Below are 24,229 nucleotides of genomic sequence, written 5' to 3'. Positions count from 1 at the left end.
CTAAAGCATTGGAGTTCATACGATGCGTCGGACCAATGCTTCATTGATCTATCGGAGAAGGGAAAACACCAGATCAGTACAGATCCTTCTCGGCCACACTGAATCACCCATGGGGCCGTGGACATATCCTACTGACTGCTTATGGCCGGTTTCTGCCCGTCGCGAGCGAGAGATTTCGACCAAAAGCGAACAGTCTCACTAGGACTGATCATATGTAGAGGCCTACCAGCACTTCATCAGGGTTCATGGTCGCGCAACCGTGACCTGCATCCAGTTATGGACCGGCATCTGGGGAAGTAGCTGGAGGCTCTGCGGCTAGCTGCAAGGGACGCCCTGCACCAGAGCGCTTACCGCCCCATTGCCCCCGCACTTCTTCTCGACATCGGTACCACCCCTCAGCCCGTATGAGCATTGGCCAAATCAGATGTGGATGCCTCTGCAGGTGTCGGTTGATTTGTCGATAAATCTGATAGGCCTTGGGCGGGAGTCCGTCAGAGCAGTGCAGTAGATCCAGCAGCATGCTAACCGCGTTTCCATCGTTGAGTTCCTGCTGCCATTCACCAAGCAATTGCCACAGTAGAGGGCGGCGCTCAGTCAGCCAGATAGCTATATCCTGTTCAGGGAACAGCACGGCGGGCGTGAAGAGCCCTTCATGGAACTCGGTCACCTCCTTGGTCAGAATGCGATTTACTTCCTTATCGAACCGTTCTTTCTGACGAACTCCTGACTTGTAGCGTGCAGCAGCGGCCTGCGCTCCGACTTCGTCCTGAAGCGGTGCATTAGGTGCATGGTGTGCACAGAGCTTTCTTCCTGGCAGTGGTTGCCGCCAGCACAACGTACAGAAGCTGAACGGGTCAAGTCGGTAACCATCCTCCATGCATATCCGATCCTGGACAGGGATTTGCAGTTGGGCACACATGCTGAGGAAGTACGTCACCTCGACGACTGTAGGGAAGGTGTATTCCCTTGGAGGAAGGGTGGTGTTGGCATGTATTAACTGCACAGCCTTCATCACCTCAAGCAAGCGATGGTCTCTGGTCTCGCAAACAGCAAACCCCAGTGACGCGTAGATCCCCCAAATGCCGTCCCAACTCGCCACCCGCTGCTTATAAAGCAAATGGCAATGCTCGGGGGGGATCAGCGGCTGCAAATACTGCCTGATCAGGCGCAGCGCGATAGTAGGCGTCACTGCTTCATCAGCAGCGTGCAGCCGAATCGCCCAGAGGGCAACCGCTACCTCCTCGTAAGCGAGCGAGCTGAGAAATTCATCGTCTAGGTGAAGAGGCAAATCAAGTGTCCAATCTGGCTAGTAGTTAAACATCTGCCTAGTGCCTAGCATGCGGCATCGGGATATTGCAGCTCAGGCAAGGGGATAACGGTGGAAACGATGACACTCATGGAGGTGAGCCAGATTCTCAGAATTTCTGAGCATACAGCGCGCAACCGGCTGAGCATGGGCTTGCCGATGCCTCCATCGTTCCGTGTCGGTCGCCGCCGATTATTTCTCAAGCCGGAGGTAGAGCGGTGGCTTGCAGCCCAGGCTGGCGTATCGAGCCACCACAGCAGTTGAGTCTCACAGAGCTATAGGGAGTCAGGTTATCGATTAGATCGTACAGGCAAACAAAACTGTGGACGCAAAAAAGGCCCGGAGCAGCAACTCCGAGCCTTTTTCTAGATGACATAAGCATCTTCAACGCTTGTGAATTCTCAGCGTCCTTCTATCGGCTGTCAAGGCCGAGGGGCAGGTACTGCCTGCCGTTCAGCGCCCCACTCACGGGGTACGAAGGAGTATGGATGAGAGTCCGGATTGAACCGCGCCTCCTGCGCGAAGCCGTGCGCTTGCACTATGGCACACGTTTATCAACGCGCGAAATTGCTCATAGCACTGGGCTTTCGCGCAACAGCCTCAAGCGCTTACAACGCCACTTGGAACGCATTGATCTCGACTTAGGCCAGCTTGCCGGGTGGAGTGATGAACAGCTTTATGATCATTTGGGGATCAAGCCATTCAGTGGCTTTCGCTTGAAAGCTTGCCCCGACTGGAACTGGGTGCATGCGGAGATGCGCAACCCCAGCGTCACCTTGGAACTACTATGGCGTGAATGGCGGGCCACCGAGCCAGGCGGCATAGCCTATTCGCAGTTCACGTCCAGCTATCGCCGCTTCCTACAGCAGCAGCCATTGGCAATGCGTCAGCTGCATCAGCCTGGCGACAAGCTCTTTTTGGATTTCTCCGGCAAGACCATGCCAGTCTATCTGGACGGTCAATCAGAACCTCGGATGGCGCAAATCTTTGTCGGGGTGCTGGGCTACTCCAGCTACACCTTCGCCTGTGCCGTCTGGAGTCAACGGATTGAAGACTGGATGCACTGCCATGTGCAGGCCTTCAATTTCTTCGTAGGCGTACCCCGCCTGCTTGTTCCCGACAATCTCAAAGCGGCCGTGATCAAGCATGGCAGGGATGAGGTTCAGCTCAACCTGATCTACCAGCAACTGGCCCAGCATTACCAGACCATCATTTTGCCGGCTCGCCCGCGTAAGCCTAAAGACAAGGGCAAGGTGGAGGCCGGGGTGAAACTGGTTCAGCGCTGGCTGCTGGCAGCCCTGCGTCACCGTCGCTTCTTCAGCTTGGCAGAACTCAATCAGGCCATCTTGGAATTGCTACCGGCATTCAATCAGCGCCCATTCAAGCGACAGCCTGGTTGCAGTCGGCACAGCCTGTTCGTCGAGGTGGAACAGCCTGCTCTCCAGCCACTGCCGATCCACGCCTATGAGCATGCCGATTGGCGCTTCAAGGTGCGGGTGCGCAGTGATTATCTGGTGGAGTACGACAACCACCACTATTCCGTACCGAGCCGATTGGTGCAGCAGCAAGTGGATGTGCGCGCTACGGGCGAGGTCGTGGAGATATTCCACAACCATCTGCGTGTCAGCAGTCATCCCCGGCAGTATGTCTCTGGAATCAGCATGCAGCCGGAGCACAGGCCGCCCAACCACCAGTATTACGCTGAGAGTGAGCCCGCCGCATTGCTCGCCTGGGGCGAAAGGGTCGGGCCTGCGCTGCTGCGTCATCTGCAGTATCACCTGACCGAACGCACCGATGTGGCCAACGGATACAAGGCTGCCAGCGCTTTGCGAAAGGATGCTCGTTTACATGGCGATGCCCGGCTGGAGGAGGCCTGTGCCTATGCGCTGACCATCAATACCTTCGCCCTGAAAAGCCTGCAATCCATCTTGCGCGAGCAGCCCGACAAGCGTCCAGGTCTGAAAGCTCTGCCCAGCTCGACACTCGCTCACGAAAATCTGCGTGGTGCCCATTACTTCGCCGATGAAAAGGATCGCTCGACATGCTGAATCAACAGACCCAAAGCAAGCTCCAGCAACTGCAACTGTCCGGCATGGCCAAGGCCTACCGCGATCAGCTTGAGCAGCCGCGCATGCAGGAACTTCCCTTTGATGATCGCCTAGGCCTGATGGTGGATCGTGAACTCAGCGAGCGCGAGAACCGCAAACTGTCTCGGCTACTGAAACAGGCGAAACTGCGTTATGCCGCGCACCTGGAGGATCTGGATTACCGCAGCAGTCGCGGCCTGGATAAGCAAGTGATCGCCGGTCTGGCGGGATGCTCCTGGATCGCTCAGAAACAGAACCTGCTGCTGACCGGACCCACCGGCACAGGTAAGAGTTGGCTCGCCTGCGCATTTGGCGGCCAGGCCTGCCGACAGGGCTACTCTGTGATCTATAAAAGCGCCTCGAAACTCTATGAAGAGCTGCAAATCGCCATTGGTGATGGCTCTCTACCCAAGTACCGAACAGCCTTGAGCAGAGCTCACCTGCTTATCCTCGATGACTTCGGGTTGACACCGGTGGAGCCCACAGTGGGATATACCTTGCTGGATATTGTCGATCAGCGGATGCAGACAGGCTCGCTGATCATCACCAGCCAATGCCCTACTGAGCACTGGCACAGCATGTTCAACGACGCCACGCTGGCCGAGGCCATCCTAGATCGCATCGTCCACCGATCACACCGTATTGGGCTCAAGGGCGAGTCCCTGCGTAAGCAAGCTGCTAAGGCGTAATCATCGATAACGAAGGGGCGATGGCCCCTTCGTCATTTAATTGCGGCGACCTGTCGCTACTGGGAGCAGACAGTTTAGCGCTTGGTTGGTGGGTCGGCATGGCCAGCGTAGTGGGTCACAACCGCTGGAGTGGCTGGGTCAGAATCACCAGCGCGAGTGGGTCAGCATCTTCGGAATACAGTGTCAGAATCACAAGTCCCTACAGCGCTTCATAACTTTCCTAGTGGAGTGCGCAGAGGGCGATGGGTGCAGCAACATTGGGATCGAATCGGCAAATGAAGAATCGAAGGCATTCGGGGAAAAACTCGGACTACTACCCCATCACGGCGAAAACAACTTGCTAGGGAGCGTGCAAGAAGTCAGGGCACGACTAACCGAACAAAAGGTTTAACTGGAGGTTAGCCTACCCATGGGCTGGTCGTCGATTAGCCAAAGTCCGAGTTGTGTACCAAACTCCCGCTGCCAGATTTTCGGAGAGTGAGGGGAACAAAAACATGAGCATGGGAATAGCTTTGGTAGATGGCATACGTTCCCCCCCGTTTCCAGGTGGGCAAGGGGAATGCCAAGCATGCGGGGCAGCTATGACCGCTAAGTGTGGGGAGAAGAACATTTGGCACTGGGCACACAAAGGGCGACGTGTTTGTGACCCTTGGTGGGAAAACGAGGGTGAGTGGCACCGTTCCTGGAAGACCTTTTTCCATAAGGACAACCATGAGGTGGTGCAATACGACAGCCTCGGCGAGAAGCATATAGCTGACGTGAAACTCCCCAACGGGCTAGTCATTGAGCTTCAGCATTCGGCAATGACGGCAGAGGAGATGCGAAGCCGTGAAACCTTTTATCGCAATATGGTATGGATTGTTGACGCCGGACCATTCAGGAAAAACATCACAATTTTCAACCCACTACCCGACCCCACGGAGTCCTGGGTTACGGATCTAGCATTCGTCCCCCCTCACCCACAATGGCGCCATAGCAACGTACAGGAAGACGGATTCAACTCGCTCATGTTTTTCCGGCGATCCGAACGGGACGAGCGAAGCAACATGCAGCGAATCTATTCTGGGCGGGAAATCGGCGATCATTTCCCCTCAGCCTACCAAGGGCACCACTTGTACCTCTGGATCAAGCCCCGGAATGTTTGGTATGAAACGTCTAAACCTACTTATTTGGACATTGGTAATGACTTAGTCGCCCTGCTGGCTCCATATGGAGCATGGTCCGATACGTTTATGTGCCTGAAGCTCCTATCGAAGCAAACACTTATCGACGACCTTATTTCGGATGAAAAATCTGTGCGCCTTTAAATAGTAAGGGTCTCCAACACTTCCCCCTGCCCCCGCTGCGGCGCGCCTTAGAATCGGCCAGCAATATTCGTTTCGTTCGCACGGTCAAAGATCTTCCAGACGCTCCCAGAGCCCATCAATTACCTCACTAAAATCGACAAGCTCCAGATATTCCCGAAGGGCTATCGCTACAGCAATAATGCCGCTAAGCGCAATATGCAAGGTTGATGCGTTGACGTCGGCGTCGGCGATGCACCATTTGTAAAGCCACCCGGTACCATCCTCAGCCCTGAAGACATGATGCTCTAGCGAGGTCGCCGATGGATGGGCAGAGTCATTAGACAGAACCAGATAGTACAGATATAGCTTCTCAAGCGGACGGTCTTTGACGTTTTTAGATGCCCCGAGCAGAGGCTTGCCTTGCACTGCCCGATTTAGCTTCTGTTCAATTCTCTCACGAACCTTCGGGTCGGAAAGTTGCTGGGACGCGACAAAGGTCAACTGGCGCTGGGTAGCCCTTTGATGGTCGAGCTCATAATCGGCCATGAACTTCACTGGGTCATCTACCAATGCCCCTAAAGCAAAAGCATCTTCAAGTACGCCTCTGGCAAGTGTGCGAGAGTCGGCCACGATTCCGCGCTCAGCTAAAAGCACTACGCTTTGAAGCGAATTTATGGCGCGAAAGGCAAGTCGAACAGCGACGGACTGAGGTGACTGAAGGTTGACTTTCGCTGACTCGGTAGCAGAAGCAATAAGGGCCATGAACGAGATATTCACATCGCTGGCCAATTTGAATAGCGCGTCATTCTTACTGCGGATACTCGGGATAGAGGTGCGCGCCTCCTCGCTCAAAAAGCCTTCATCTTCAATCAAAGTCATGCCATGTCCCCGTGTGGATCGCTGATAGGAAAAGCCCCTCACTGCATAGCCGTCGTGCGCTTGAAACAGTGGGAGGGGCGCGTGCTCCAGAGCTACATTGCTACTTGATAACACCAATTTGCAATCGCAGGGTGCCCGCGAGGGTATTCGATTCTATCTAGACCATACCTATGTCGGGAATTGGTCCGGTGCGCTTTGGCGCTCAATGCAATAAACCCTCACGTTTAGCAAACGACCTCTCCGATCGCTCTTAAACCCTATTATCAAAGGACATCAATCCATGACTACGTACATTGCTTACGTCGACGGCGCCTGCCCGAACAACGGAAAACCCAACGCCAAAGCCGGCTGGGGCGCCTACATCACCACCCCGAAGGAAAGACACCGAAGCTTGCCGCTCCGGTCCCCCATGACCAGCCCCAGACCAACAATAGAGCCGAACTGCTGGCAGCCCTGGAGGCACTGAAGCGCTGTAACAAGCCAATGCCTATCACCCTCTACAGCGACTCCCAGCTTGTGGTCAAAGGGGCAAACAAATGGCTGCCCAACTGGAAGGCCAAGGGCTGGAAGAACAGTGGCAAGAAGTCTGTTGCGCACCGCGACCTATGGGAACAGATCGACCATTTCATAGGGCAACGGGAAGTGACTTTCGTATGGGTCGAGGGGCACACCGGCAACCGGGGCAACGAGGAAGCTGACGCGCTGGCCTGTCGTGGAGCCAACGGCGAGTGCGTTCATGAACTGACCGTGGCGGTCGAGGCAGCGTAAAGCTAGTAGTCGAGGCACTAGCACGGTGAAGTTAATCATCGAATCCGGCCCCTACAAGCTGGTAATGCGGAGTAACAAGCCGGAGGCGAAAACCTTCCAGGATTGGATAGTACGGATTGTCCTCCCATCTATCCGCAAGGACGGTGCATAAGTCCTGGGCGAAGAAAAGGTAGCGACCAGCGAGCTGTCCAAAAAAGAGTCCGCCCTCGACCCCATCCGCATCGAGCAAGCCAAGATGGAACACATTGCCAGAAAAAGTTGGCACTCCAAATAGAGAATGCCCACGCCCTACCAGCGGTTATTTGAGGCTCTGGCTCTGACCTCTTTGAAGCGCCAAACGCTTTGACACCGCATTCATGGCTTCATGCATAGGCAGTGGTTCATCAAGCGTCATTAACGATACGGTAGTTGCCATTTTGAAGACAATTGGGATTTCACCTTCCTTGAGCTGCTTGGAGGCCTCATGACGATTAACTTCGCCGGCACGAAACATTGAATCCGCAAAACGTTCTCGAAGGACTCGAATGTTATAATTGAGAAGTTCATAAACCACCCTTCCAAAATCAAAACAATCTGTAGGCGACGGGAAATGCCCTTTATGAATAACGCCATTTCTGAAAGCTGCATCCTTTTCAGACAAAAGCTTTGGACACTCACCAAAAACCGATGTAAACAAGCCAACATACAGTCCCAACTGTCGTTCAGACTGGCGGGAAACCGAAGACCACATTTTCTTTATATTGTCGATCTCCACTCCATTTGAAATCAGCAATGTATAAATCGAAAACTCGTAAAATCGTTCTAACGCTGCAGCAAAAGAGCTAACGGACTCGCGATAATAACTATCAGCAAATGCTTCCATTGCGCTTTCAAACAAAAGTTCGAACTGCTGAAAATCAGCCATCATCAAAACATTATGACCGTTTGGACAAATGCCTCGATACAGCCCAACAGTTTGCACCGGCACAGCTCTTGTTCTTATTTCAAGCCCGCCTTCTGGTACTACTCCGGAATTTTCGATGGATTCTTCCATACACTTTGAGCACATCAAGCTAATTAACATGACACTTCCTCCTTATTCCAAAATCAACGTCAAAACCGAAAATACATCTGGCACAAAATCTTCTAAAGGCATAACACAATTTAAACCCATCATAGACAACTACTTCAGTCATTGCCAACGAAAGCGCGTCCGTTGCCGTTACTCTGGAAGCTCGTCGATAACAGCAAGGGCATTTAAAAAACACACTAGTACATTTGAGTTGCAAGCACAAAAAAATGTTTTAGAACGACTCAAGGGCCACCAACTCAATTACAGACGCCAATACGTCCGGTCTAAAGTCCTTCCCGTAACGACCAAATTTAATTCCGACTGACTGGTAGCCCAAGCTTCCACCAACTAACGACTCAGAAACGCCTTTCTGTTTAAGATGGTCAGTTAACGTGTGACGAAAACTGTGAAAGTCCTTCTTTGCTGCTTTATCGCGGAAGGCCAACTGCTCGCGTACCCGAGTAAACCACTTCGACGGCGCAGCACTGTACCCATGCTTCTTATGGCAAGTTAACCCCGGGAATACGCGCTCGTTGCCCGCTTCTTTCACCTTGGTCACGTACCCTAGAAAGCCGAATGTCAAAAGCTTGGAGTGGATCGGCACAAGTCGTTCGAATGGCGCCGTCTTGAGCTTCTGGTCTGGTCTCGTAGCCCGTATGTGTATGCAGGCGATACCGTCGATGATCACCACGTCATCAGCGTAAAGCTGGCATAGTTCGTTGAGCTTAGCCCCCGTGTAAAGCCCCAGGAGGGGGAGCTAGTATTGATTTAGCTTAGGGCCATAGGCTGGCGGATACGTTGCAGGGTTAAACAATGCTTCAAGGTCATCACCACTGAAAGCACTGCGCTCTTCACTGACCTTACGCCGTATACGCACACGCAAACCATCGAACGGATTGCGACTGCAATAGCTCTCCCTGACCGCGTACGAAAAGAAGGTCGTCAGGTTCTTCACGTAATTGTTGAAGGTCGTCACGCTGATGGTTGTAGTCGCCTCCGCAATCGACTGTTCAAGGGGTTGATCGGGCAACTGGTGCAAGCGCGGGGGCAACTTCAACGCAGTTTCCCGGAACAGGTGGGCGTCCTTCCGGGTTATCTGATCGATGGGCATGTCGCCAATGATTTAGGTTAGCAGCACGGCGACGGCACGTTTGTCATCCAACAACTTCACCGCCACTCCTCCCTGCGCTGGTAGGTAAGCTGTTCGTCGACCACCGCAAGAAAGCCATGCGATTGATGTACAGACCCTTTTGCTATCACCGAGGGCGGGGCTGTAGGGGATTGTACGGCGACTGGGGGCGTCTCTCGCAAGATTTCGGGCGAGGGTATATAACCCCCAAGCAACTGCTGCTGACGCAGCCACGACGCCCAACACGCAAGGCGCTTACCACCAGCCTCCCAGGCACCGCGCAGAAGCTCAACAGAGGGTCTACTCCCCTGGAACGCTTGCGTGAACAGACCTTGAACCTGGGCCAGAATGTCACGCCCACGAATTATCGCCTCCCGCTTACAACGAGTTTGCAGGGAGCGACGAATTTCTTTTTGGGGGAACAACGGGCGAATGACATCCGGCACCACGATTCGGAAGTAGTAGACCGAGTGGCGGGACAGCAAAAGGTAGGACGGGATGGTCGACACGGATGTATCACTTCTTGTACCACCGCGTGGCAAAGGGTGAAAAACCGTTAAAAATCAATCGCTTGGATAATTGGAGGCAACCCCACCAGCCACACCCCGGCACACAATGTTCCCGCTGTGGCTGCTGCCTTCCGGCTCTGACCAGGTTCACGGGTAATCGTTGCGGGGGGACCGATGGGGTCACCATAACGACGCTTGCCTCTCGGCAAGCCGCGCCATTGTACCGATCTCATCGGAAGTTACAACCGTTGGTGCCGGATTAAAAATATTCGACGGTTCAAGCACTTGTGTCCACCCGTAGGAGCTGGCTTACCGGCGCCTACAGGATCACCGCGTCGTCAGCGCGGCCGCCCTCTTCCTGGATGACCAGGTGAATGAAGTGCAGCTTGGCGATTACCGCGGGGGGTAACACGAAGGGATAGAAATCCGGCTGCCCCATGCTGCGCGACAGTTCGTTGAGCATGCCGGCCAGTTCGATCCAGGCGTTGACGAACGACAGGAACGCAACACCGCCGGGATGCTCGGGGTCGTACAGGGTGGAGAGCGGGAATGGCTGATAATCCAGGTCCATCTCGCGGGCGCTCATGCCGAAGCCCAGGGCGGTGTCGACGGCGTCCATCATGTGCAGGTAGTGAGCCCAGGTTTCGGCCCAGTCTTCCCAGGGATGCATGGTGGCGTAGGCACTGACGCAGGTTTGCTGCCAGTCGGGGCGCGGGCCGTTCTGGTAGTGCTGGTCGAGGGCATCCGCGTAACTGGCGCGTTCGTCGCCGAACAGGTGGCGAAAAGGCTCCAGCCAGTGGCTATTGGCAATCAGGCGATCCCAATAATAATGGCCGACCTCGTGGCGAAAATGGCCGAGCAGCGTGCGATACGGCTCACGCATCTGCACGCGGATTTTCTCGCGATGGGCGTCGTCGGCCTCCTTGATGTCGAGGGTGATCAGGCCGTTGGCATGGCCGGTCATCGGCGCATTGCCTTCCAGGTCGATGCCGACGAAGTCGAAGGCCAGGCCGTTGTCCTCATCCTCACTCTTGGGCACCACGCGCAGGCCGAGGCTGATCAATTGCGCCACCAGGCGGCGCTTGGCGGTCTCGACCTTGCGCCAGCGCTCGGGATTTTCCGCGACAGAAAGGTCCGGGATGGTGCGGTTGAGGCTGCACGCCACGCACAGTGGCGCGGTGCTGTGAGCAGGGATCAGCCAGTTGCAGGCAGCCGGCGTGTCGAGGTTGGCGCAGCGGCGGAAGGCGCCGGCGTCAAGGTTGTCATCCTGCAGCCACGTGCCGGCGACGGGGCCGGGTTGCAGGGAGGACAAGCGGCTTTGCTGCGGCTGGTAGCCGAGCACGGCCTGGCAGGCCAGGCACTGGCTGTTGCGAAAGAACAGCGATTGCCCGCAACGGCATTGCCACACCTTGCTATCGCGCGATGAGCCCGGCATGAACGGCGCGGCGATGCGCGAACTGAGTTGCTCGAAGTAGCGGAACATGGCGGTCTCTCCCTGGGTGACGAAGACTAGATCAATTCGCGCCGAAGAACGTTCCGAAAATATAACCATATCCTGTGGGAGCCCGGCTGCCGGCGATGGCGCACGTGAAGGCGCTATCGCCGGCAAGCCGGCCTCCTGCAGTGGAGGGGTGTCAGTCGACAGTGATGTTGTGCTTGGCCAGGAAGGCTACAAAGGCCTCTTCGTCCAGGACCTTCAGGCCCAGCTCGCTGGCCTTGGCCAGTTTCGATCCGGCGCCCGGCCCTGCCACCACGCAGTGGGTTTTCGCCGACACGGAACCGGCGACCTTGGCGCCCAGGCTTTCGAGCTTGTCCTTGGCCACGTCACGGCTCATCAGCTCCAGGGAGCCGGTGAGCACCCAGGTGTGCCCGGCTTCAGGCAAGCCTTCGACCACCTTTTTCTCGCTCTGCCAGTGCATGCCGAAGTCCTTGAGCTGCTGCTCGATGGCCAGGGCGCGTTTGGCGTTGTCTTCGTTGTCGAAGAACTCGCGCACCGCCTTGGCCTGCTTCTCGGGCAGCGCCTGGCGCATGTCGAGCCAGTCGGCCTTGATCACGCCTTCGAGGCTGCCGAACTTGTCCGCGAGTTTCTGCGCGGCGCCCGGGCCCACACTCGGCACATGCAGCTTGTCGAGCAGACCACCCAGCGTGGTGCTGGCGGCGAACTCGGCGCTCAGCTCGCCCTGATCCTGCAGTTGCAGGCCGCATTCATCCGGCGACAGCAGCGCGCCGATCACGTCCTGGTTGTGGCTGTCCTCGAAGAAGCTGTGGATCTCGTGCGCCACTTCCAGGCCGACGTCCGGCAAGTACGTCAGCACTTCCGGCAAGGCCTTCTGCACCCGCTCAAGGGACGCCAGCGAGCGTGCCAGCACCTTGGCGGTCTCCTCGCCCACGTCGGGAATGCCCAGCGCGTAAATAAAGCGCGCCAGGGTCGGCGACTTGCTGTTTTCGATAGCAGTGATCAGCTTCTTGCTGGAGATATCGGCAAAGCCTTCCAGGTCGATGATCTGCTCGTATTTGAGCTTGTAGAGATCAGCCGGCGAACCGATGAGTTTTTCATCCACCAGTTGCTCGATGGTCTTGTCGCCCAGACCGTCGATGTCCATGGCGCGGCGCGAGACAAAATGGATAATCGCCTGCTTGAGCTGCGCCCCACAGGCCAAGCGCCCAACGCAGCGGTATACCGCGCCTTCGCTGACGGTTTCCTTGCCTTTGCTGCGCTTGACCAGCTGCGTGCGCTCCACATGCGAGCCACACACCGGGCAACTCTCGGGGATCTGCACCGCACGGGCGTTTTCCGGGCGGCGCTCGGGCACCACCGAGACCACCTGCGGAATCACGTCACCGGCGCGGCGGATGATCACCGTGTCACCGATCATCAGGCCCAGGCGCGCAACCTCATCCATGTTGTGCAGGGTGGCGTTGGATACAGTGACGCCCGCAACCTTGACCGGCTTCAAGCGCGCCACCGGGGTCACGGCGCCGGTGCGGCCGACCTGGAATTCCACATCGAGCAACTCGGTCAGCTCTTCCATGGCCGGGAATTTATGCGCGATCGCCCAACGCGGCTCACGCGCGCGAAAGCCCAGTTCACGCTGGGCAGCAATGCTGTTGACCTTGAACACCACACCGTCGATTTCGTACGCCAGGCTGTTACGCCGCTCACCAATGTCGTGGTAGTACGCCAGGCATTCCTGGATACCCTTGGCCAGTTTCAACTCATGGCTGATGGGCATGCCCCATTTCTGCAACTGCTTGAGGTTGCCGATATGGGTGTCGCTGATATCCGCCGTCACCTGGCCAATGCCATAGCAGCAGAATTCCAGCGGGCGACTGGCGGTGATCTTCGAGTCCAGCTGGCGCAGGCTGCCGGCCGCGGCGTTGCGCGGGTTGGCGAAAGTCTTGCCGCCGACTTCCAGCTGCGAAGCATTGAGCCGTTCGAAACCGGCCTTGGACATGAACACTTCACCGCGCACTTCGAGCGTCGCCGGCCAGCCGCTGCCGTGCAGTTTCAGCGGGATATTGCGCACGGTGCGCACGTTGACGCTGATGTCCTCGCCGGTCGTACCGTCGCCGCGCGTGGCGCCGCGCACCAACTCGCCATCCTGGTACAGCAGGCTGACCGCCAGCCCGTCCAGCTTCGGCTCGCAGCTGTACTCCACCGCCGCGCCGCCCCCAAACAGATCGCCCACCGGCAGGTCGAGCCCTTCGGTGACCCGCCGATCGAATTCGAGCATGGTGGTTTCATCGAAGGCGTTGCCCAGGCTGAGCATCGGAATTTCGTGGCGCACCTGGGTAAAGGCCGAGAGTGCCGCGCTGCCGACCCGCTGCGTCGGCGAATCACGCGTGACTAGCTCCGGGTGCTCGGCCTCCAGGGCCTTGAGCTCGTGGAACAGCCGGTCGTATTCGGCGTCCGGAATGCTCGGCTCGTCGAGGACGTGGTAGCGGTAGTTGTGCTGATCCAGTTCAGCGCGCAGTTCGAGGATGCGGGTAGGGGCGGCGGTCATGGGTGTTCTCTCAGAAAGCAAAAGAGCAGCCGAAGCTGCTCAATATGTTAGTGCGCTTATTCTACTGACAACGCTGAGGACCAATCCTCAGCGTTTCTGTGTCAGTGCACGACGCTCGAACTCGACGATGCGCTGACGGTAGTGTTCGATGGTCTGGGCGGTCAGGACGCTGCGCTGGTCGTCCTTGAGCTCGCCGTTGAGTTCCTGGGACAGCTTGCGGGCGGCGGCCACCATCACATCGAACGCCTGTTTGGGGTGACGCGGACCCGGCAGGCCGAGAAAGAAGCTCACGGCCGGCGTGCTGAACAGGTCGATATCATCCAGGTCGAAGGTGCCCGGCTTGACCGCATTGGCCATGGAGAACAGCACTTCGCCGTTGCCGGCCATGCTTTCGTGACGGTGGAAGATGTCCATCTCGCCGAAACGCAGGCCGCTTTCGAGGATGTTCTGCAGCAGCGCAGGCCCCTTGAAGCCAGCGGCGTCGCGGCAGATAACACTGATCACCAGCACCTCTTCGGCGGCCGGCTGATCGTTGACCGATTGGCGCGCGGCATTCTTGCCGACGTTTTCGTCCGGGAAGTCGTCGTCGCGGCTGCTGAAGCTCGGGCCTTCGTCCACATCCAGGTTGAGGTCGCCCTGATGTGGCTCGGCCACGGCAGGGTTGGCGCGCTTGCCACGCTTGGAGGACGGCTCGCGGGCTTCACGCACCGGCGCGCTCATCGACGGCAAGTCATGCTCGTCCAGTTGCGGTTCTTTATGGGTATCCAGCACACGGGGCGGCCCCAGCAGCTCGGCGCCGCCGTCGTCGTCGGGCAAGTTGGACAGGTTGCGATCCAGACGGAATTTGAGCTTGCCCTTGCCACCGCGCATGCGGCGCCAGCCATCAAAAAGAATACCGGCAATGACAATAATGCCGATGACGATCAGCCACTCGCGCAGACCGATTTCCATGTAATCCCGTGCCTCTAATAAAAAATGCTGAAAAATAAGGGGTTTAGCACCGTGCAAACCGCTTTAAAACGTGGCGCCAACTCTATGTTCTGACTGACGTTTTGCCCACGCATACGAAAAATTGACATTAAACTAGCACGACCAAAGATAACTTTACACAGTTGGCGCGAAATGTGTCGATTTGCCATCTTTCGACACGCTGATCGACCTCTTACACCCGCCGCCAACTGTGAGCTACAAGCTGCACGCTATAAGCCTCAAGCCTCAAGCCTCAAGTACTTGCCGCCAGCCGCTGACAACTAGCAACTCGCCGCTAGGCGTCCACCATCGCCATCGCCTCTTCCACATCCACCGCGACCAATCGCGAACAACCGGGTTCGTGCATCGTCACGCCCATCAACTGATCGGCCATTTCCATGGCGATCTTGTTGTGGGTGATATAGATGAACTGCACCGTCTGGGACATTTCCTTGACCAGTCGTGCGTAACGTCCAACGTTAGCGTCATCCAGCGGGGCGTCAACTTCATCGAGCATGCAGAACGGCGCCGGATTCAACTTGAAGATGGCAAATACCAGGGCCAATGCGGTCAGGGCTTTCTCGCCGCCGGACAACAAATGGATGGTGCTGTTCTTCTTGCCCGGTGGCCGCGCCATGATCGTTACCCCTGTATCGAGTAGATCTTCGCCCGTCAGTTCCAAGTAAGCGCTGCCACCACCGAAAACTTTCGGGAATAACGCCTGTAAACCGCCATTAATCTGATCAAAGGTATCTTTGAAGCGATTACGGGTTTCCTTGTCGATCTTGCGGATCACGTTTTCCAGAGTGTCCAGGGCTTCGACCAAGTCGGCATCCTGGGCATCCAGATAACGTTTGCGCTCGGACTGTTGCTGGTACTCGTCGATGGCCGCTAGGTTGATCGCGCCGAGTCGCTGGATACGCGCGGCAATGCGTTCAAGTTCCTCTTCGGCTTCTTTTTCGTTGGCCTGGGCGGTCAGGGTGTTGAGCACGCCGTGCAGGTCATAGCCGTCTTCGAGCAATTGGTCTTGCAGGGTCTTGCGGCGCACGGTCAGGGCTTGCCATTCCATGCGCTGTTGTTCGAGTTGGCCGCGAATCAGCTGGGATTGCTGCTCGGCCTGGGTCCGGCGCTTTTCGGCGTCGCGCAGTTCGCGGTCGGCGTCTTCGAGGGCGATCTGCGCGGTCTTGAGCTCTTCGTCGACGGTCATGCGCTTGTCGAGCAACTCTTCCAGCTTGAGCCGCAACTCTTCCAGCGGCGCTTCGCCCTCTTCGAGGTTGAGGCTCAGTTGCTCGCGCTTTTCGGTGAGGCGTTCGGACTGCATCTCCAGGCGCTCAAGGGCCTGGGCCGTCGACGCGTGCTGGGCGCGCAGGGAGCCGAGGCGCACCGCCAATTGATGCGCGTGATCCTTGTGCTGCCGGGCTTCCTGGCGGACGCGGTCAAGGCGCTCGCGCAGGCTGTCGCGCTGGGCCAGCAGCAGTTCGCGCTGTTCGGTGTCCAGCGCCATGCTGTCGAGGGCTTCCTGCAGTTGCAGGCGCGCTTCGCCGATCTGTTCGTGTTCGAGGGCGCGCTGCTCGCCCATCTCGGCGACTTCTTCGTCAAGGCGGGTGCGGCGCAGGGTCAGTTGTTCGACCTTGGCCTTGCTCGCCGACAGCTGGGCTTTCAATTCGCCCTGCTGGCGCGCTTCGTCCTGCAGCAGCCGGCGCAGGTGTTCGCGGCCGGTCTCTTGCTGGCGCTGGGTGGCGCGCAGGGTTTGCAGTTCGGTCTCGAGGCTTTCCAGGGTGGCCTCGCGCTCTTCACGCTCGGCGATCAGGTTGACGATTTCCTGGCCACGGGCCAATACGCCGCTTTCCGCTTCACTGGCGCGGCGCACACGCAGAAAATGCCGGCCAACCCAATAGCCGTCGCGGCTGATCAGGCTTTCGCCGACCGCCAGTTGACCGCGCTGCGCCAAGGCCTGCTCAAGGGATTCAACCGGCTTGACCTGCCCCAGCCACGGCGACAGATCAATCGCCGCCTCGACCTTATCCAGCAAACTGCCTGGCACCCGTGTGCCATCGGCGGCGGGGCTGAGCAGGCGCAGATCCCCCTGGGCAAACCCGGCCAGGTCGAAACCGCCAAAATCATCCACCAGCACCGCCTGCAGGTCGGCACCGAGCACGGTTTCCACCGCCAGCTCCCAACCGGCTTCGACCTTCAAGCCTTCGGCCAGGCGCGGGCGCTCGGCCAGATGCTGGTCGCGCAGCCACTCGGCGGTGCCGGTGCCTGGGTCCAGCGCGGCCTGCTGCAAGGCTTCGAGCGAGGCGAGCCGGCCGTTGAGCCGCTGCAAATCGCCCTGGGCCTGCTGCTGGGCCTGGGTCGCCTGTTGCAGTTGCTGACGCAATTGCTCCAGGCGCTCCACTTGTTGTTCTTCGCTGGCTTCCAGCTCCTCGAGGGTCATCTCGCTTTCGGCGAGTTGTTCGCTGAGCTCCATGATCGCCGCGTCTTCCGGATCAGCGGCGAGCAGCACGCGCTCTTCCTGCAGGCGACGCTGGCGCTCGGCCAGGCGCTCCATGCTGGTTTCCAACTGCTGGATACGCGACTGCTGCACCTCTGCCTGGCGGCGCGGCTCGGCGGATTGCAGGTTGAACGTGTCCCACTGCTCCTGCCAGCCGTGCATGGTGGTTTCGGAGTCTTCCAGCGCGGCGGCAGCTTCTTCGGCGGCGGCGTTGGTGATTTCCTGCTCGGGGGTGAGCATGTCCAGCTCTTCGCCGAGGGTCAGCAGCAACGTGCGGTCATGACCCAGGTGCGATTCGGTTTCCAGGCGCGCGCGTTCGGCTTCCTTCAGATCGTCCTGCAATTGGCGCAGACGCTGCTGCCCGTGCTGGATGCTCTGCTCGACGCGTGCAATGTCGCCCCCCACCGAGTAGAAGCGCCCCTGCACCAGATTGAAGCGTTCGGACAGGTCATGGTGGCCATCGCGCAGGCGCTCGATGCTCGCATCGGCATTGCGCTGCTCGGCCACCAGCGCTTCGAAGCTAATTTCCTGGGTGCCGATGATCGCTTCGCGCTGGCCGACCTGATCATTCAGCGCCTGCCAGCGCAGGGCCGAGAGTTGCGCCTTGAGCTGACGCTCCTCGCCCTTGTATTCCTGATACTTCTCGGCCGCCTGGGCCTGGCGGTGCAGGCGCTCCAACTGGCGCTCCAGCTCTTCGCGCAGGTCGGTCAGGCGGGCGAGGTTCTCGTGGGTGCGGCGAATGCGGTTTTCGGTCTCGCGGCGGCGCTCCTTGTACTTGGAGATGCCGGCCGCCTCTTCGATAAAGTTGCGCAGGTCTTCGGGCTTGGCTTCGATCAGCTTGGAGATCATGCCCTGCTCGATGATCGAGTAGCTGCGCGGGCCCAGGCCGGTGCCGAGGAAGATGTCGGTAATGTCGCGGCGACGGCACTTGGTGCCGTTGAGGAAGTAGCTGTTCTGGCTGTCGCGCGTCACTTTGCGGCGGATCGAGATTTCCGCGTAGGCCGCGTACTCGCCGATCAGGGTGCCATCGGAGTTATCGAACACCAGTTCGATGCTGGCCTGGCTCACCGGCTTGCGGCTGGTGGAGCCGTTGAAGATGACGTCGGTCATCGACTCGCCACGCAGGTTCTTGGCCGAGCTCTCGCCCATCACCCAGCGTACGGCGTCGATGATGTTCGACTTGCCGCAGCCATTGGGCCCGACCACCGCCGCCATGTTACTGGGGAAGTTCACCGTGGTCGGGTCGACGAAGGATTTGAACCCCGCCAGTTTGATGCACTTGAGCCGCACGCTTAGGCGTCCGCCAACGCAGCGATGACCAACGAGCAACTGCGCTGGCCGTAGGCCGACAGCACCAGGCGAATCTGCGCCAGGTCACGGGCGAGCACGGCGGCGAGCAGCTGCTCGAACAGCACGAGGTATTCACTCATGGAGGCCTTGCGTTGATCCAGCGCCAGGTAATAGGCGCGGTTCATCGCCGGCTGCAGGTTCTCGACGGTTTCCTGCAGATACGGGTTGTTGGCAAAGGGGTACGCGGCGCGCATGACGTTGAAGCTTTCTTCGACGAAGGCGCGGATGTCCTGGCGCTCGAAGCTGGAGATCAGGCGTTGCTGGATCTGCAGGAACGGCGCCATGTCGGCCTGCACCTGCCAGCCCTGGGCCACTGCATTGCCGAGCAGGATGTACAGCTCGCCCATCAGCGTGCACAGGCTCTGGACCTTGTGTGCAGTGAGTTCGGTGACGTGGGCGCCCCGGCGCGGCAGGATCGCGATCAGGTGGCGACGCTCGAGGATCAGCAGGGCTTCACGCACGGAACCACGGCTGACATTGAGCGCCAGCGTGACTTTCTGTTCCTGGATCCGTTCCCCAGGCTTGAGATCGCCGCGAATGATACGTTCGGCGAGGTGGTGAGCGATTTGCTCGGCGAGACTGTCCGGCGCCTTGAACGTCATGTTTTCCCTTCAAAATCTTCTATCGGTACAAGCGCGGCAGTGTAGCGCAAATGCTGGCTGATGGCGCTGGGCCCACAAGCGCGAATTTGGCACGAAATAAGCAGCGCTGAAAAGGCAAAAGCCCCATAAAACGCCGGTTTCAGAAGACTGGACCATAATTGAAAGTGTTGTGATCGCAATTTCTTGACCTTCTGGTCAGAAAATCGTTGACCGAAAAGTCAGACATGACTAGATTCGGCGCAAAGCGGTTAACAACAATAATGAGTCTGCGAGGCCTTCCGTGATCCAGTTTTTACTTAACCAGGAACTCCGTAGCGAGCACGCCCTGGACCCCAACCTGACCGTGCTCAACTACTTGCGTGAGCACCTGGGCAAATCCGGCACCAAGGAAGGCTGCGCCAGCGGCGACTGCGGTGCGTGCACGGTGGTGGTCGGCGAACTGCACCGGGATGCCCAGGGTGCCGAGCAGATCCGCTATCGCAGCCTCAACTCGTGCCTGACTTTCGTCTCGTCCCTGCACGGCAAACAACTGATCAGCGTCGAAGACCTCAAGCATCAAGGCCAACTGCACAGCGTGCAAAAAGCCATGGTGGAGTGCCACGGTTCGCAATGCGGTTTTTGCACCCCGGGCTTTGTGATGTCGCTGTTTGCGCTGCAAAAAAACAGCGACGCGCCCGACAGTCAGAAAGCCCATGAAGCGCTGGCCGGCAATCTGTGCCGCTGCACCGGCTATCGGCCGATTCTGGCCGCCGCCGAACAGGCCTGCTGCAACAAGCCGGTGGACCAGTTCGACAGCCGCCAGGCCGAGACCATCGCCCGCCTCAAAGCCATCGCGCCGACTCAGACCGGCGAACTCAACAGCGGCGACAAACGCTGCCTGGTGCCCCTGACCGTCGCCGACCTGGCCGACCTCTACGACGCCTACCCGCAAGCCCGCCTGCTGGCCGGTGGCACCGACCTGGCGCTGGAAGTCACGCAGTTCCACCGCACGCTGCCGGTGATGATCTACGTCGGCAACATCGAAGAGATGAAGCGCATCGAAGACTTCGACGATCGCCTGGAAATCGGCGCCGCCACCGCCCTCTCCGACTGCTACACCGCGCTGCACCACGAATACCCGGATTTCGGCGACCTGCTGCACCGCTTCGCCTCGTTGCAGATCCGCAACCAGGGCACCCTCGGCGGCAATATCGGCAACGCCTCGCCGATTGGTGATTCACCGCCGCTGCTGATCGCGCTGGGCGCGCAGATCGTGTTGTGCAAAGGCGATGTGCGCCGCACGCTGGCGCTGGAAGATTATTTCATCGACTACCGCGTCACCGCCCGCCAGGACAGTGAGTTCATCGAGAAAATCATCGTGCCCAAGGGCCACGCACTGTTTCGCGCGTACAAGGTGTCCAAGCGCCTGGACGATGATATTTCCGCCGTCTGCGCCGCCTTCAATCTGAAGATCGACAACGGCGTGATCAGCCAAGCACGTGCCGCCTTCGGGGGCATGGCCGCCACGCCCAAACGCGCGAAAAGCTGCGAAGCCGCGTTGGTCGGCGCGACCTGGAATGCCGCCACGGTGGAGAAAGCCTGCGCCGCCCTGGCCGAGGATTTCACCCCGCTGTCGGACTTTCGCGCCAGCAAGGAATACCGCCTGCTCAGCGCCCAGAACCTGCTGCGCAAATACTTCATCGAACTGCAAACGCCGCATATCGAGACTCGGGTGACCGCTTATGTCTAACCATCACGTCGTGGTCAAAACCCAGGCCGAACTCGCCGAGCTGTTTGCCCAGGACCTCACGTCCGGGGTCGGCCGCAGCGTCAAGCATGACAGCGCCGCCAAGCACGTCAGCGGTGAAGCGCAGTACATCGATGACCGCCTGGAATTCCCCAACCAGTTGCACCTGTATGCACGCATGTCCGACCGCGCCCACGCCCGCATCGTCAGCATCGATACGGCGCCCTGCTACGCCTTCGACGGCGTGCGCATAGTCATCACCCATGAAGACGTGCCCGGCCTGAAGGACATCGGCCCGCTGATGCCCGGCGACCCGTTGCTGGCCATCGACACCGTGCAGTTCGTCGGCCAGGTAGTACTTGCCGTGGCCGCGCGTGACCTGGAGACCGCCCGCCAGGCGGCGATGGCGGCGGTGATCGAATACGAGGACCTCGAACCGGTGCTGGACGTGGTCGAAGCCTTTCGCAAAAAACATTTCGTGCTCGACAGCCACACCCACCAGCGCGGTGATTCGACGGGCGCCCTGGCGACCGCCAAAAACCGCATCCAGGGCACCCTGCATATCGGCGGCCAGGAACACTTCTACCTGGAAACCCAGATCTCCTCGGTGATGCCCACCGAAGACGGCGGCATGATCGTCTACTGCTCCACGCAGAACCCCACCGAAGTGCAGAAACTGGTGGCCGAAGTGCTCGACGTGTCGATGAACAAAATCGTCGTCGACATGCGCCGCATGGGCGGCGGTTTCGGCGGCAAGGAAACCCAGGCCGCCAGCCCGGCATGCCTGTGTGCCGTAGTCGCGCGCCTCACCGGCCAGCCGACCAAGATGCGCCTGCCGCGCGTCGAAGACATGCTGATGACCGGCAAGCGCCACCCGTTCTATATCGAATACGACGTGGGCTTCGACGACAGCGGACGCCTGCACGGGATCAACCTGGAACTGGCAGGTAACTGCGGTTGCTCGCCGGACCTGTCGAACTCGATCGTCGACCGCGCGATGTTCCACGCCGACAACTCGTACTACCTGGGCGATGCCACGGTCAACGGCCATCGCTGCAAGACCAACACCGCGTCCAACACCGCCTATCGCGGTTTCGGCGGCCCGCAAGGGATGGTCGCCATCGAGGAAGTGATGGACGCCATCGCCCGTCACCTGGCGCTGGACCCGCTGGCCGTGCGCAAAGCCAACTACTACGGCAAGACCGAGCGCAACGTCACGCATTACTACCAGACCGTCGAGCACAACATGCTCGAAGAGATGACCGCCGAGCTTGAAGCCAGCAGCCAATACGCCGAGCGCCGCGAAGCGATTCGCCTGTACAACGCCCACAGCCCGATCCTGAAAAAAGGCCTGGCGCTGACCCCGGTCAAGTTCGGTATTTCGTTTACCGCAAGCTTCCTCAACCAGGCCGGCGCGTTGATCCATATCTACACCGACGGCAGCATCCATCTCAACCACGGCGGCACCGAGATGGGCCAGGGCTTGAACACCAAGGTCGCGCAAGTGGTGGCCGAAGTGTTCCAGGTCGAAATCGACCGTGTGCAGATCACCGCCACCAACACCGACAAAGTGCCCAACACCTCGCCGACCGCTGCCTCCAGCGGTGCCGACCTGAACGGCAAGGCCGCGCAGAACGCTGCCGAAACCATCAAGCAGCGCCTGGTGGAATTCGCCGCGCGCAAGTACGACGTGAGCGAAGCGGACGTGGAATTCCATAACGGCCATGTGCGCGTGCGTGACCAGATCCTGACCTTTGAGGCGCTGATCCAACAGGCGTATTTCGCCCAGGTGTCGCTGTCGAGCACCGGCTTCTACAAGACCCCGAAAATCTTCTACGACCGCAGCCAGGCGCGCGGTCGGCCGTTCTACTACTTCGCGTTCGGCGCGGCGTGCTGCGAAGTGATCGTCGACACCCTGACCGGCGAGTACAAGATGCTGCGCACCGACATCCTCCACGACGTGGGCGCCTCGCTGAACCCGGCCATCGACATCGGCCAGGTCGAAGGCGGCTTTATCCAGGGCATGGGCTGGCTGACCATGGAGGAGCTGGTGTGGAACAACAAGGGCAAGCTGATGACCAACGGCCCGGCCAGCTACAAGATCCCGGCCGTCGCCGACATGCCGCTGGACCTGCGCGTGAAGCTGGTGGAAAACCGCAAGAACCCGGAAGACACGGTGTTCCATTCCAAGGCCGTGGGCGAGCCGCCGTTCATGCTCGGGATTGCTTCGTGGTGTGCGATCAAGGACGCCGTGGCGAGCCTGGGTGACTATCGCCATCAGCCGCAGATCGATGCGCCGGCGACGCCGGAGCGCGTGTTGTGGGGGTGTGAGCAAATGCGCCAACTGACTGCTGCAAAAGCTGTGGAAACGCAAACCGAGCTGGCTTCGCTTTAGACCCAGGCGCTGCCATCGCGGGCAAGCCCGGCTCCCACATGTTGATGTGTGAACCCAATCAAATGTGGGAGCTGGCTTGCCTGCGATAGCGGTTGGACTGACAACAGAGATGTTGAGGTAATCATGAACTACTGGATCAGCGCCCTCGCCGACCTGCAGAACCGCGGTGAACCCTGCGTACTGGTGACCATCATCGAAGAGCTCGGCTCCACGCCGCGCAATGCCGGCTCGAAGATGGTCATCAGCGCCGCACAGACCTTCGACACCATCGGCGGCGGCCACCTGGAATACAAGGCGATGCAGATCGCCCGTGACATGCTCGTACGTGGCCAGCAGAACACCCATCTGGAACGCTTCAGTCTGGGTGCAAGCCTCGGCCAGTGCTGCGGTGGCGTGACCGTGCTGCTGTTCGAACCCATGGGCCAGGTGCAGGCGCAGATCGCCGTGTTCGGCGCCGGCCATGTCGGCCGCGCGCTGGTGCCCCTGCTGGCGAGCCTGCCGTGCCGGGTGCGCTGGATCGACTCCCGTGACCAGGAGTTTCCGGAACATATCCCCGAAGGCGTGCGTAAAATCGTCAGCGAAGAGCCGGTCGACGAAATTGCCGACCTGCCGGTGGGCAGTTACTGCATCGTCATGACCCACAATCACGCGCTGGACCTGGAACTGACCGCCGCCCTGCTCAAGCGCAATGACTTCACCTACTTCGGCCTGATCGGTTCGAAGACCAAACGCGTCAAGTTCGAACACCGCCTGCGTGATCGCGGTTTTGATACCGCGCAACTACAGCGTATGCATTGCCCGATGGGCCTCACCGAGGTGAAGGGCAAATTGCCAGTGGAGATCGCGATCTCCATCGCCGGCGAAATCATCGCCACCTATAACGCCAATTTCGGCCAGCACACTGCGAGCGCCGAACCCATTGCCAAACTGCTGCCGGCCTCGCGCCGCAGCCAAGCTTTGACTTCTTTTGCCAAGAATTGAGATG

19 protein-coding genes, 1 other RNA gene and 2 pseudogenes are annotated in these 24,229 nt (G+C 58.9%); 10 read left to right on the top strand and 12 right to left on the bottom strand.

Annotation, left to right across the window (positions count from 1 at the left end; all coding sequences use genetic code 11):
* Window positions 1–10: 10 nt before the first annotated feature.
* A pseudogene (locus tag C9990_RS07900) lies at window positions 11–103 on the top strand (integrase); the annotation flags it as partial.
* A gap of 171 nt (window positions 104–274) precedes the next feature.
* On the opposite strand, the gene C9990_RS07895 reads toward C9990_RS07900, so the two are convergent.
* A complete protein-coding gene (locus C9990_RS07895) occupies window positions 275–1,288 on the bottom strand; it encodes a hypothetical protein (RefSeq protein WP_106802963.1) in 1,014 nt (337 codons plus the stop codon).
* 99 nt (window positions 1,289–1,387) lie between these two features.
* Here C9990_RS07895 and C9990_RS33050 point away from each other — a divergent pair, with 99 nt between their 5' ends.
* The 4 genes from C9990_RS33050 (at window position 1,388) to C9990_RS07875 (ending at window position 5,389) form a co-directional block, all read left to right on the top strand.
* A complete protein-coding gene (locus tag C9990_RS33050; protein ID WP_106802962.1) occupies window positions 1,388–1,570 on the top strand; it encodes a helix-turn-helix domain-containing protein in 183 nt (60 codons plus the stop codon).
* A 224-nt stretch (window positions 1,571–1,794) separates the two neighbouring features.
* Window positions 1,795–3,354, top strand: a complete 1,560-nt coding sequence (istA, locus tag C9990_RS07885) for an IS21 family transposase (RefSeq protein WP_106802961.1) — start codon at window positions 1,795–1,797, stop codon at window positions 3,352–3,354.
* The gene (gene istB, locus C9990_RS07880; protein ID WP_106802960.1) at window positions 3,348–4,082 is read left to right on the top strand and encodes an IS21-like element helper ATPase IstB; all 735 of its coding nucleotides are present in this window, start codon (window positions 3,348–3,350) and stop codon (window positions 4,080–4,082) included. Before istA ends, istB begins: the two co-directional genes overlap by 7 nt.
* Before the next feature lie 494 nt (window positions 4,083–4,576).
* Window positions 4,577–5,389: a competence protein CoiA family protein gene (locus tag C9990_RS07875; RefSeq protein WP_106802959.1), complete on the top strand. Its 813-nt coding sequence runs from the start codon at window positions 4,577–4,579 to the stop codon at window positions 5,387–5,389.
* 84 nt (window positions 5,390–5,473) lie between these two features.
* On the opposite strand, the gene C9990_RS07870 is transcribed toward C9990_RS07875, so the two are convergent.
* Window positions 5,474–6,247 (bottom strand): DUF5677 domain-containing protein, encoded by a 774-nt coding sequence (locus tag C9990_RS07870; RefSeq protein ID WP_106802958.1) that lies wholly within the window; start codon window positions 6,245–6,247, stop codon window positions 5,474–5,476.
* Between the two features lie 243 nt (window positions 6,248–6,490).
* Between C9990_RS07870 and C9990_RS07865 the strand changes: the two genes are divergently transcribed.
* Both C9990_RS07865 and C9990_RS07860 read left to right on the top strand, forming a co-directional pair.
* Window positions 6,491–7,015, top strand: coding sequence for a ribonuclease H (locus C9990_RS07865; protein WP_371920693.1), 525 nt, complete (start codon window positions 6,491–6,493; stop codon window positions 7,013–7,015).
* A 13-nt stretch (window positions 7,016–7,028) separates the two neighbouring features.
* A pseudogene (locus tag C9990_RS07860) lies at window positions 7,029–7,166 on the top strand (Bro-N domain-containing protein); the annotation flags it as partial.
* A gap of 147 nt (window positions 7,167–7,313) precedes the next feature.
* Here the strand turns inward: C9990_RS07860 and C9990_RS07855 are convergent.
* The 10 genes from C9990_RS07855 to C9990_RS07820 all read right to left on the bottom strand — a co-directional run bounded on the left by C9990_RS07855 (window position 7,314) and on the right by C9990_RS07820 (window position 19,123).
* Window positions 7,314–8,078: a hypothetical protein gene (locus tag C9990_RS07855; protein ID WP_157955052.1), complete on the bottom strand. Its 765-nt coding sequence runs from the start codon at window positions 8,076–8,078 to the stop codon at window positions 7,314–7,316.
* A 220-nt stretch (window positions 8,079–8,298) separates the two neighbouring features.
* Window positions 8,299–8,754, bottom strand: a complete 456-nt coding sequence (locus tag C9990_RS32695) for a hypothetical protein (protein WP_256595066.1) — start codon at window positions 8,752–8,754, stop codon at window positions 8,299–8,301.
* Window positions 8,755–8,823: 69 nt separating this feature from the next.
* The gene (locus C9990_RS32690; RefSeq protein ID WP_256595065.1) at window positions 8,824–9,177 is read right to left on the bottom strand and encodes a hypothetical protein; all 354 of its coding nucleotides are present in this window, start codon (window positions 9,175–9,177) and stop codon (window positions 8,824–8,826) included.
* A gap of 56 nt (window positions 9,178–9,233) precedes the next feature.
* Window positions 9,234–9,641 (bottom strand): DUF6538 domain-containing protein, encoded by a 408-nt coding sequence (locus tag C9990_RS33045; protein WP_371920692.1) that lies wholly within the window; start codon window positions 9,639–9,641, stop codon window positions 9,234–9,236.
* Between the two features lie 143 nt (window positions 9,642–9,784).
* Window positions 9,785–9,881, bottom strand: an RNA gene (gene ffs, locus C9990_RS07845) — signal recognition particle sRNA small type.
* Between the two features lie 142 nt (window positions 9,882–10,023).
* Window positions 10,024–11,187 (bottom strand): putative zinc-binding metallopeptidase, encoded by a 1,164-nt coding sequence (locus C9990_RS07840; protein ID WP_065909563.1) that lies wholly within the window; start codon window positions 11,185–11,187, stop codon window positions 10,024–10,026.
* A gap of 151 nt (window positions 11,188–11,338) precedes the next feature.
* Complete coding sequence (gene ligA, locus C9990_RS07835; RefSeq protein ID WP_065909562.1) at window positions 11,339–13,708, bottom strand: NAD-dependent DNA ligase LigA; 2,370 nt, start codon at window positions 13,706–13,708, stop codon at window positions 11,339–11,341.
* A gap of 87 nt (window positions 13,709–13,795) precedes the next feature.
* Entirely contained in the window at window positions 13,796–14,659 is an 864-nt protein-coding gene (gene zipA, locus C9990_RS07830) for a cell division protein ZipA (RefSeq protein ID WP_106802955.1), read from the bottom strand.
* A 313-nt stretch (window positions 14,660–14,972) separates the two neighbouring features.
* Window positions 14,973–18,461: a chromosome segregation protein SMC gene (smc, locus tag C9990_RS07825; protein ID WP_106802954.1), complete on the bottom strand. Its 3,489-nt coding sequence runs from the start codon at window positions 18,459–18,461 to the stop codon at window positions 14,973–14,975.
* Between the two features lie 2 nt (window positions 18,462–18,463).
* Window positions 18,464–19,123, bottom strand: a complete 660-nt coding sequence (locus C9990_RS07820) for a GntR family transcriptional regulator (protein WP_065909555.1) — start codon at window positions 19,121–19,123, stop codon at window positions 18,464–18,466.
* A 280-nt stretch (window positions 19,124–19,403) separates the two neighbouring features.
* Between C9990_RS07820 and xdhA the strand changes: the two genes are divergently transcribed.
* The 3 genes from xdhA to xdhC all read left to right on the top strand — a co-directional run bounded on the left by xdhA (window position 19,404) and on the right by xdhC (window position 24,225).
* Window positions 19,404–20,852 carry a xanthine dehydrogenase small subunit gene (xdhA, locus tag C9990_RS07815; RefSeq protein ID WP_106802953.1) on the top strand — a complete coding sequence of 483 codons (1,449 nt, stop codon included), beginning with the start codon at window positions 19,404–19,406 and terminating at the stop codon, window positions 20,850–20,852.
* Window positions 20,845–23,244, top strand: coding sequence for a xanthine dehydrogenase molybdopterin binding subunit (xdhB, locus tag C9990_RS07810; RefSeq protein WP_065909552.1), 2,400 nt, complete (start codon window positions 20,845–20,847; stop codon window positions 23,242–23,244). Before xdhA ends, xdhB begins: the two co-directional genes overlap by 8 nt.
* Before the next feature lie 123 nt (window positions 23,245–23,367).
* Window positions 23,368–24,225, top strand: coding sequence for a xanthine dehydrogenase accessory protein XdhC (xdhC, locus tag C9990_RS07805; RefSeq protein ID WP_065909550.1), 858 nt, complete (start codon window positions 23,368–23,370; stop codon window positions 24,223–24,225).
* The last annotated feature ends 4 nt before the right edge of the window (window positions 24,226–24,229 follow it).

The organism is Pseudomonas sp. S5D5, assembly GCF_003013355.1.
Lineage (GTDB): Bacteria > Pseudomonadota > Gammaproteobacteria > Pseudomonadales > Pseudomonadaceae > Aquipseudomonas > Aquipseudomonas aylmerensis.
The sequence above is the reverse complement of the archived record's forward strand: the minus strand, read 5'-3'. Positions and strand labels throughout refer to the sequence as shown.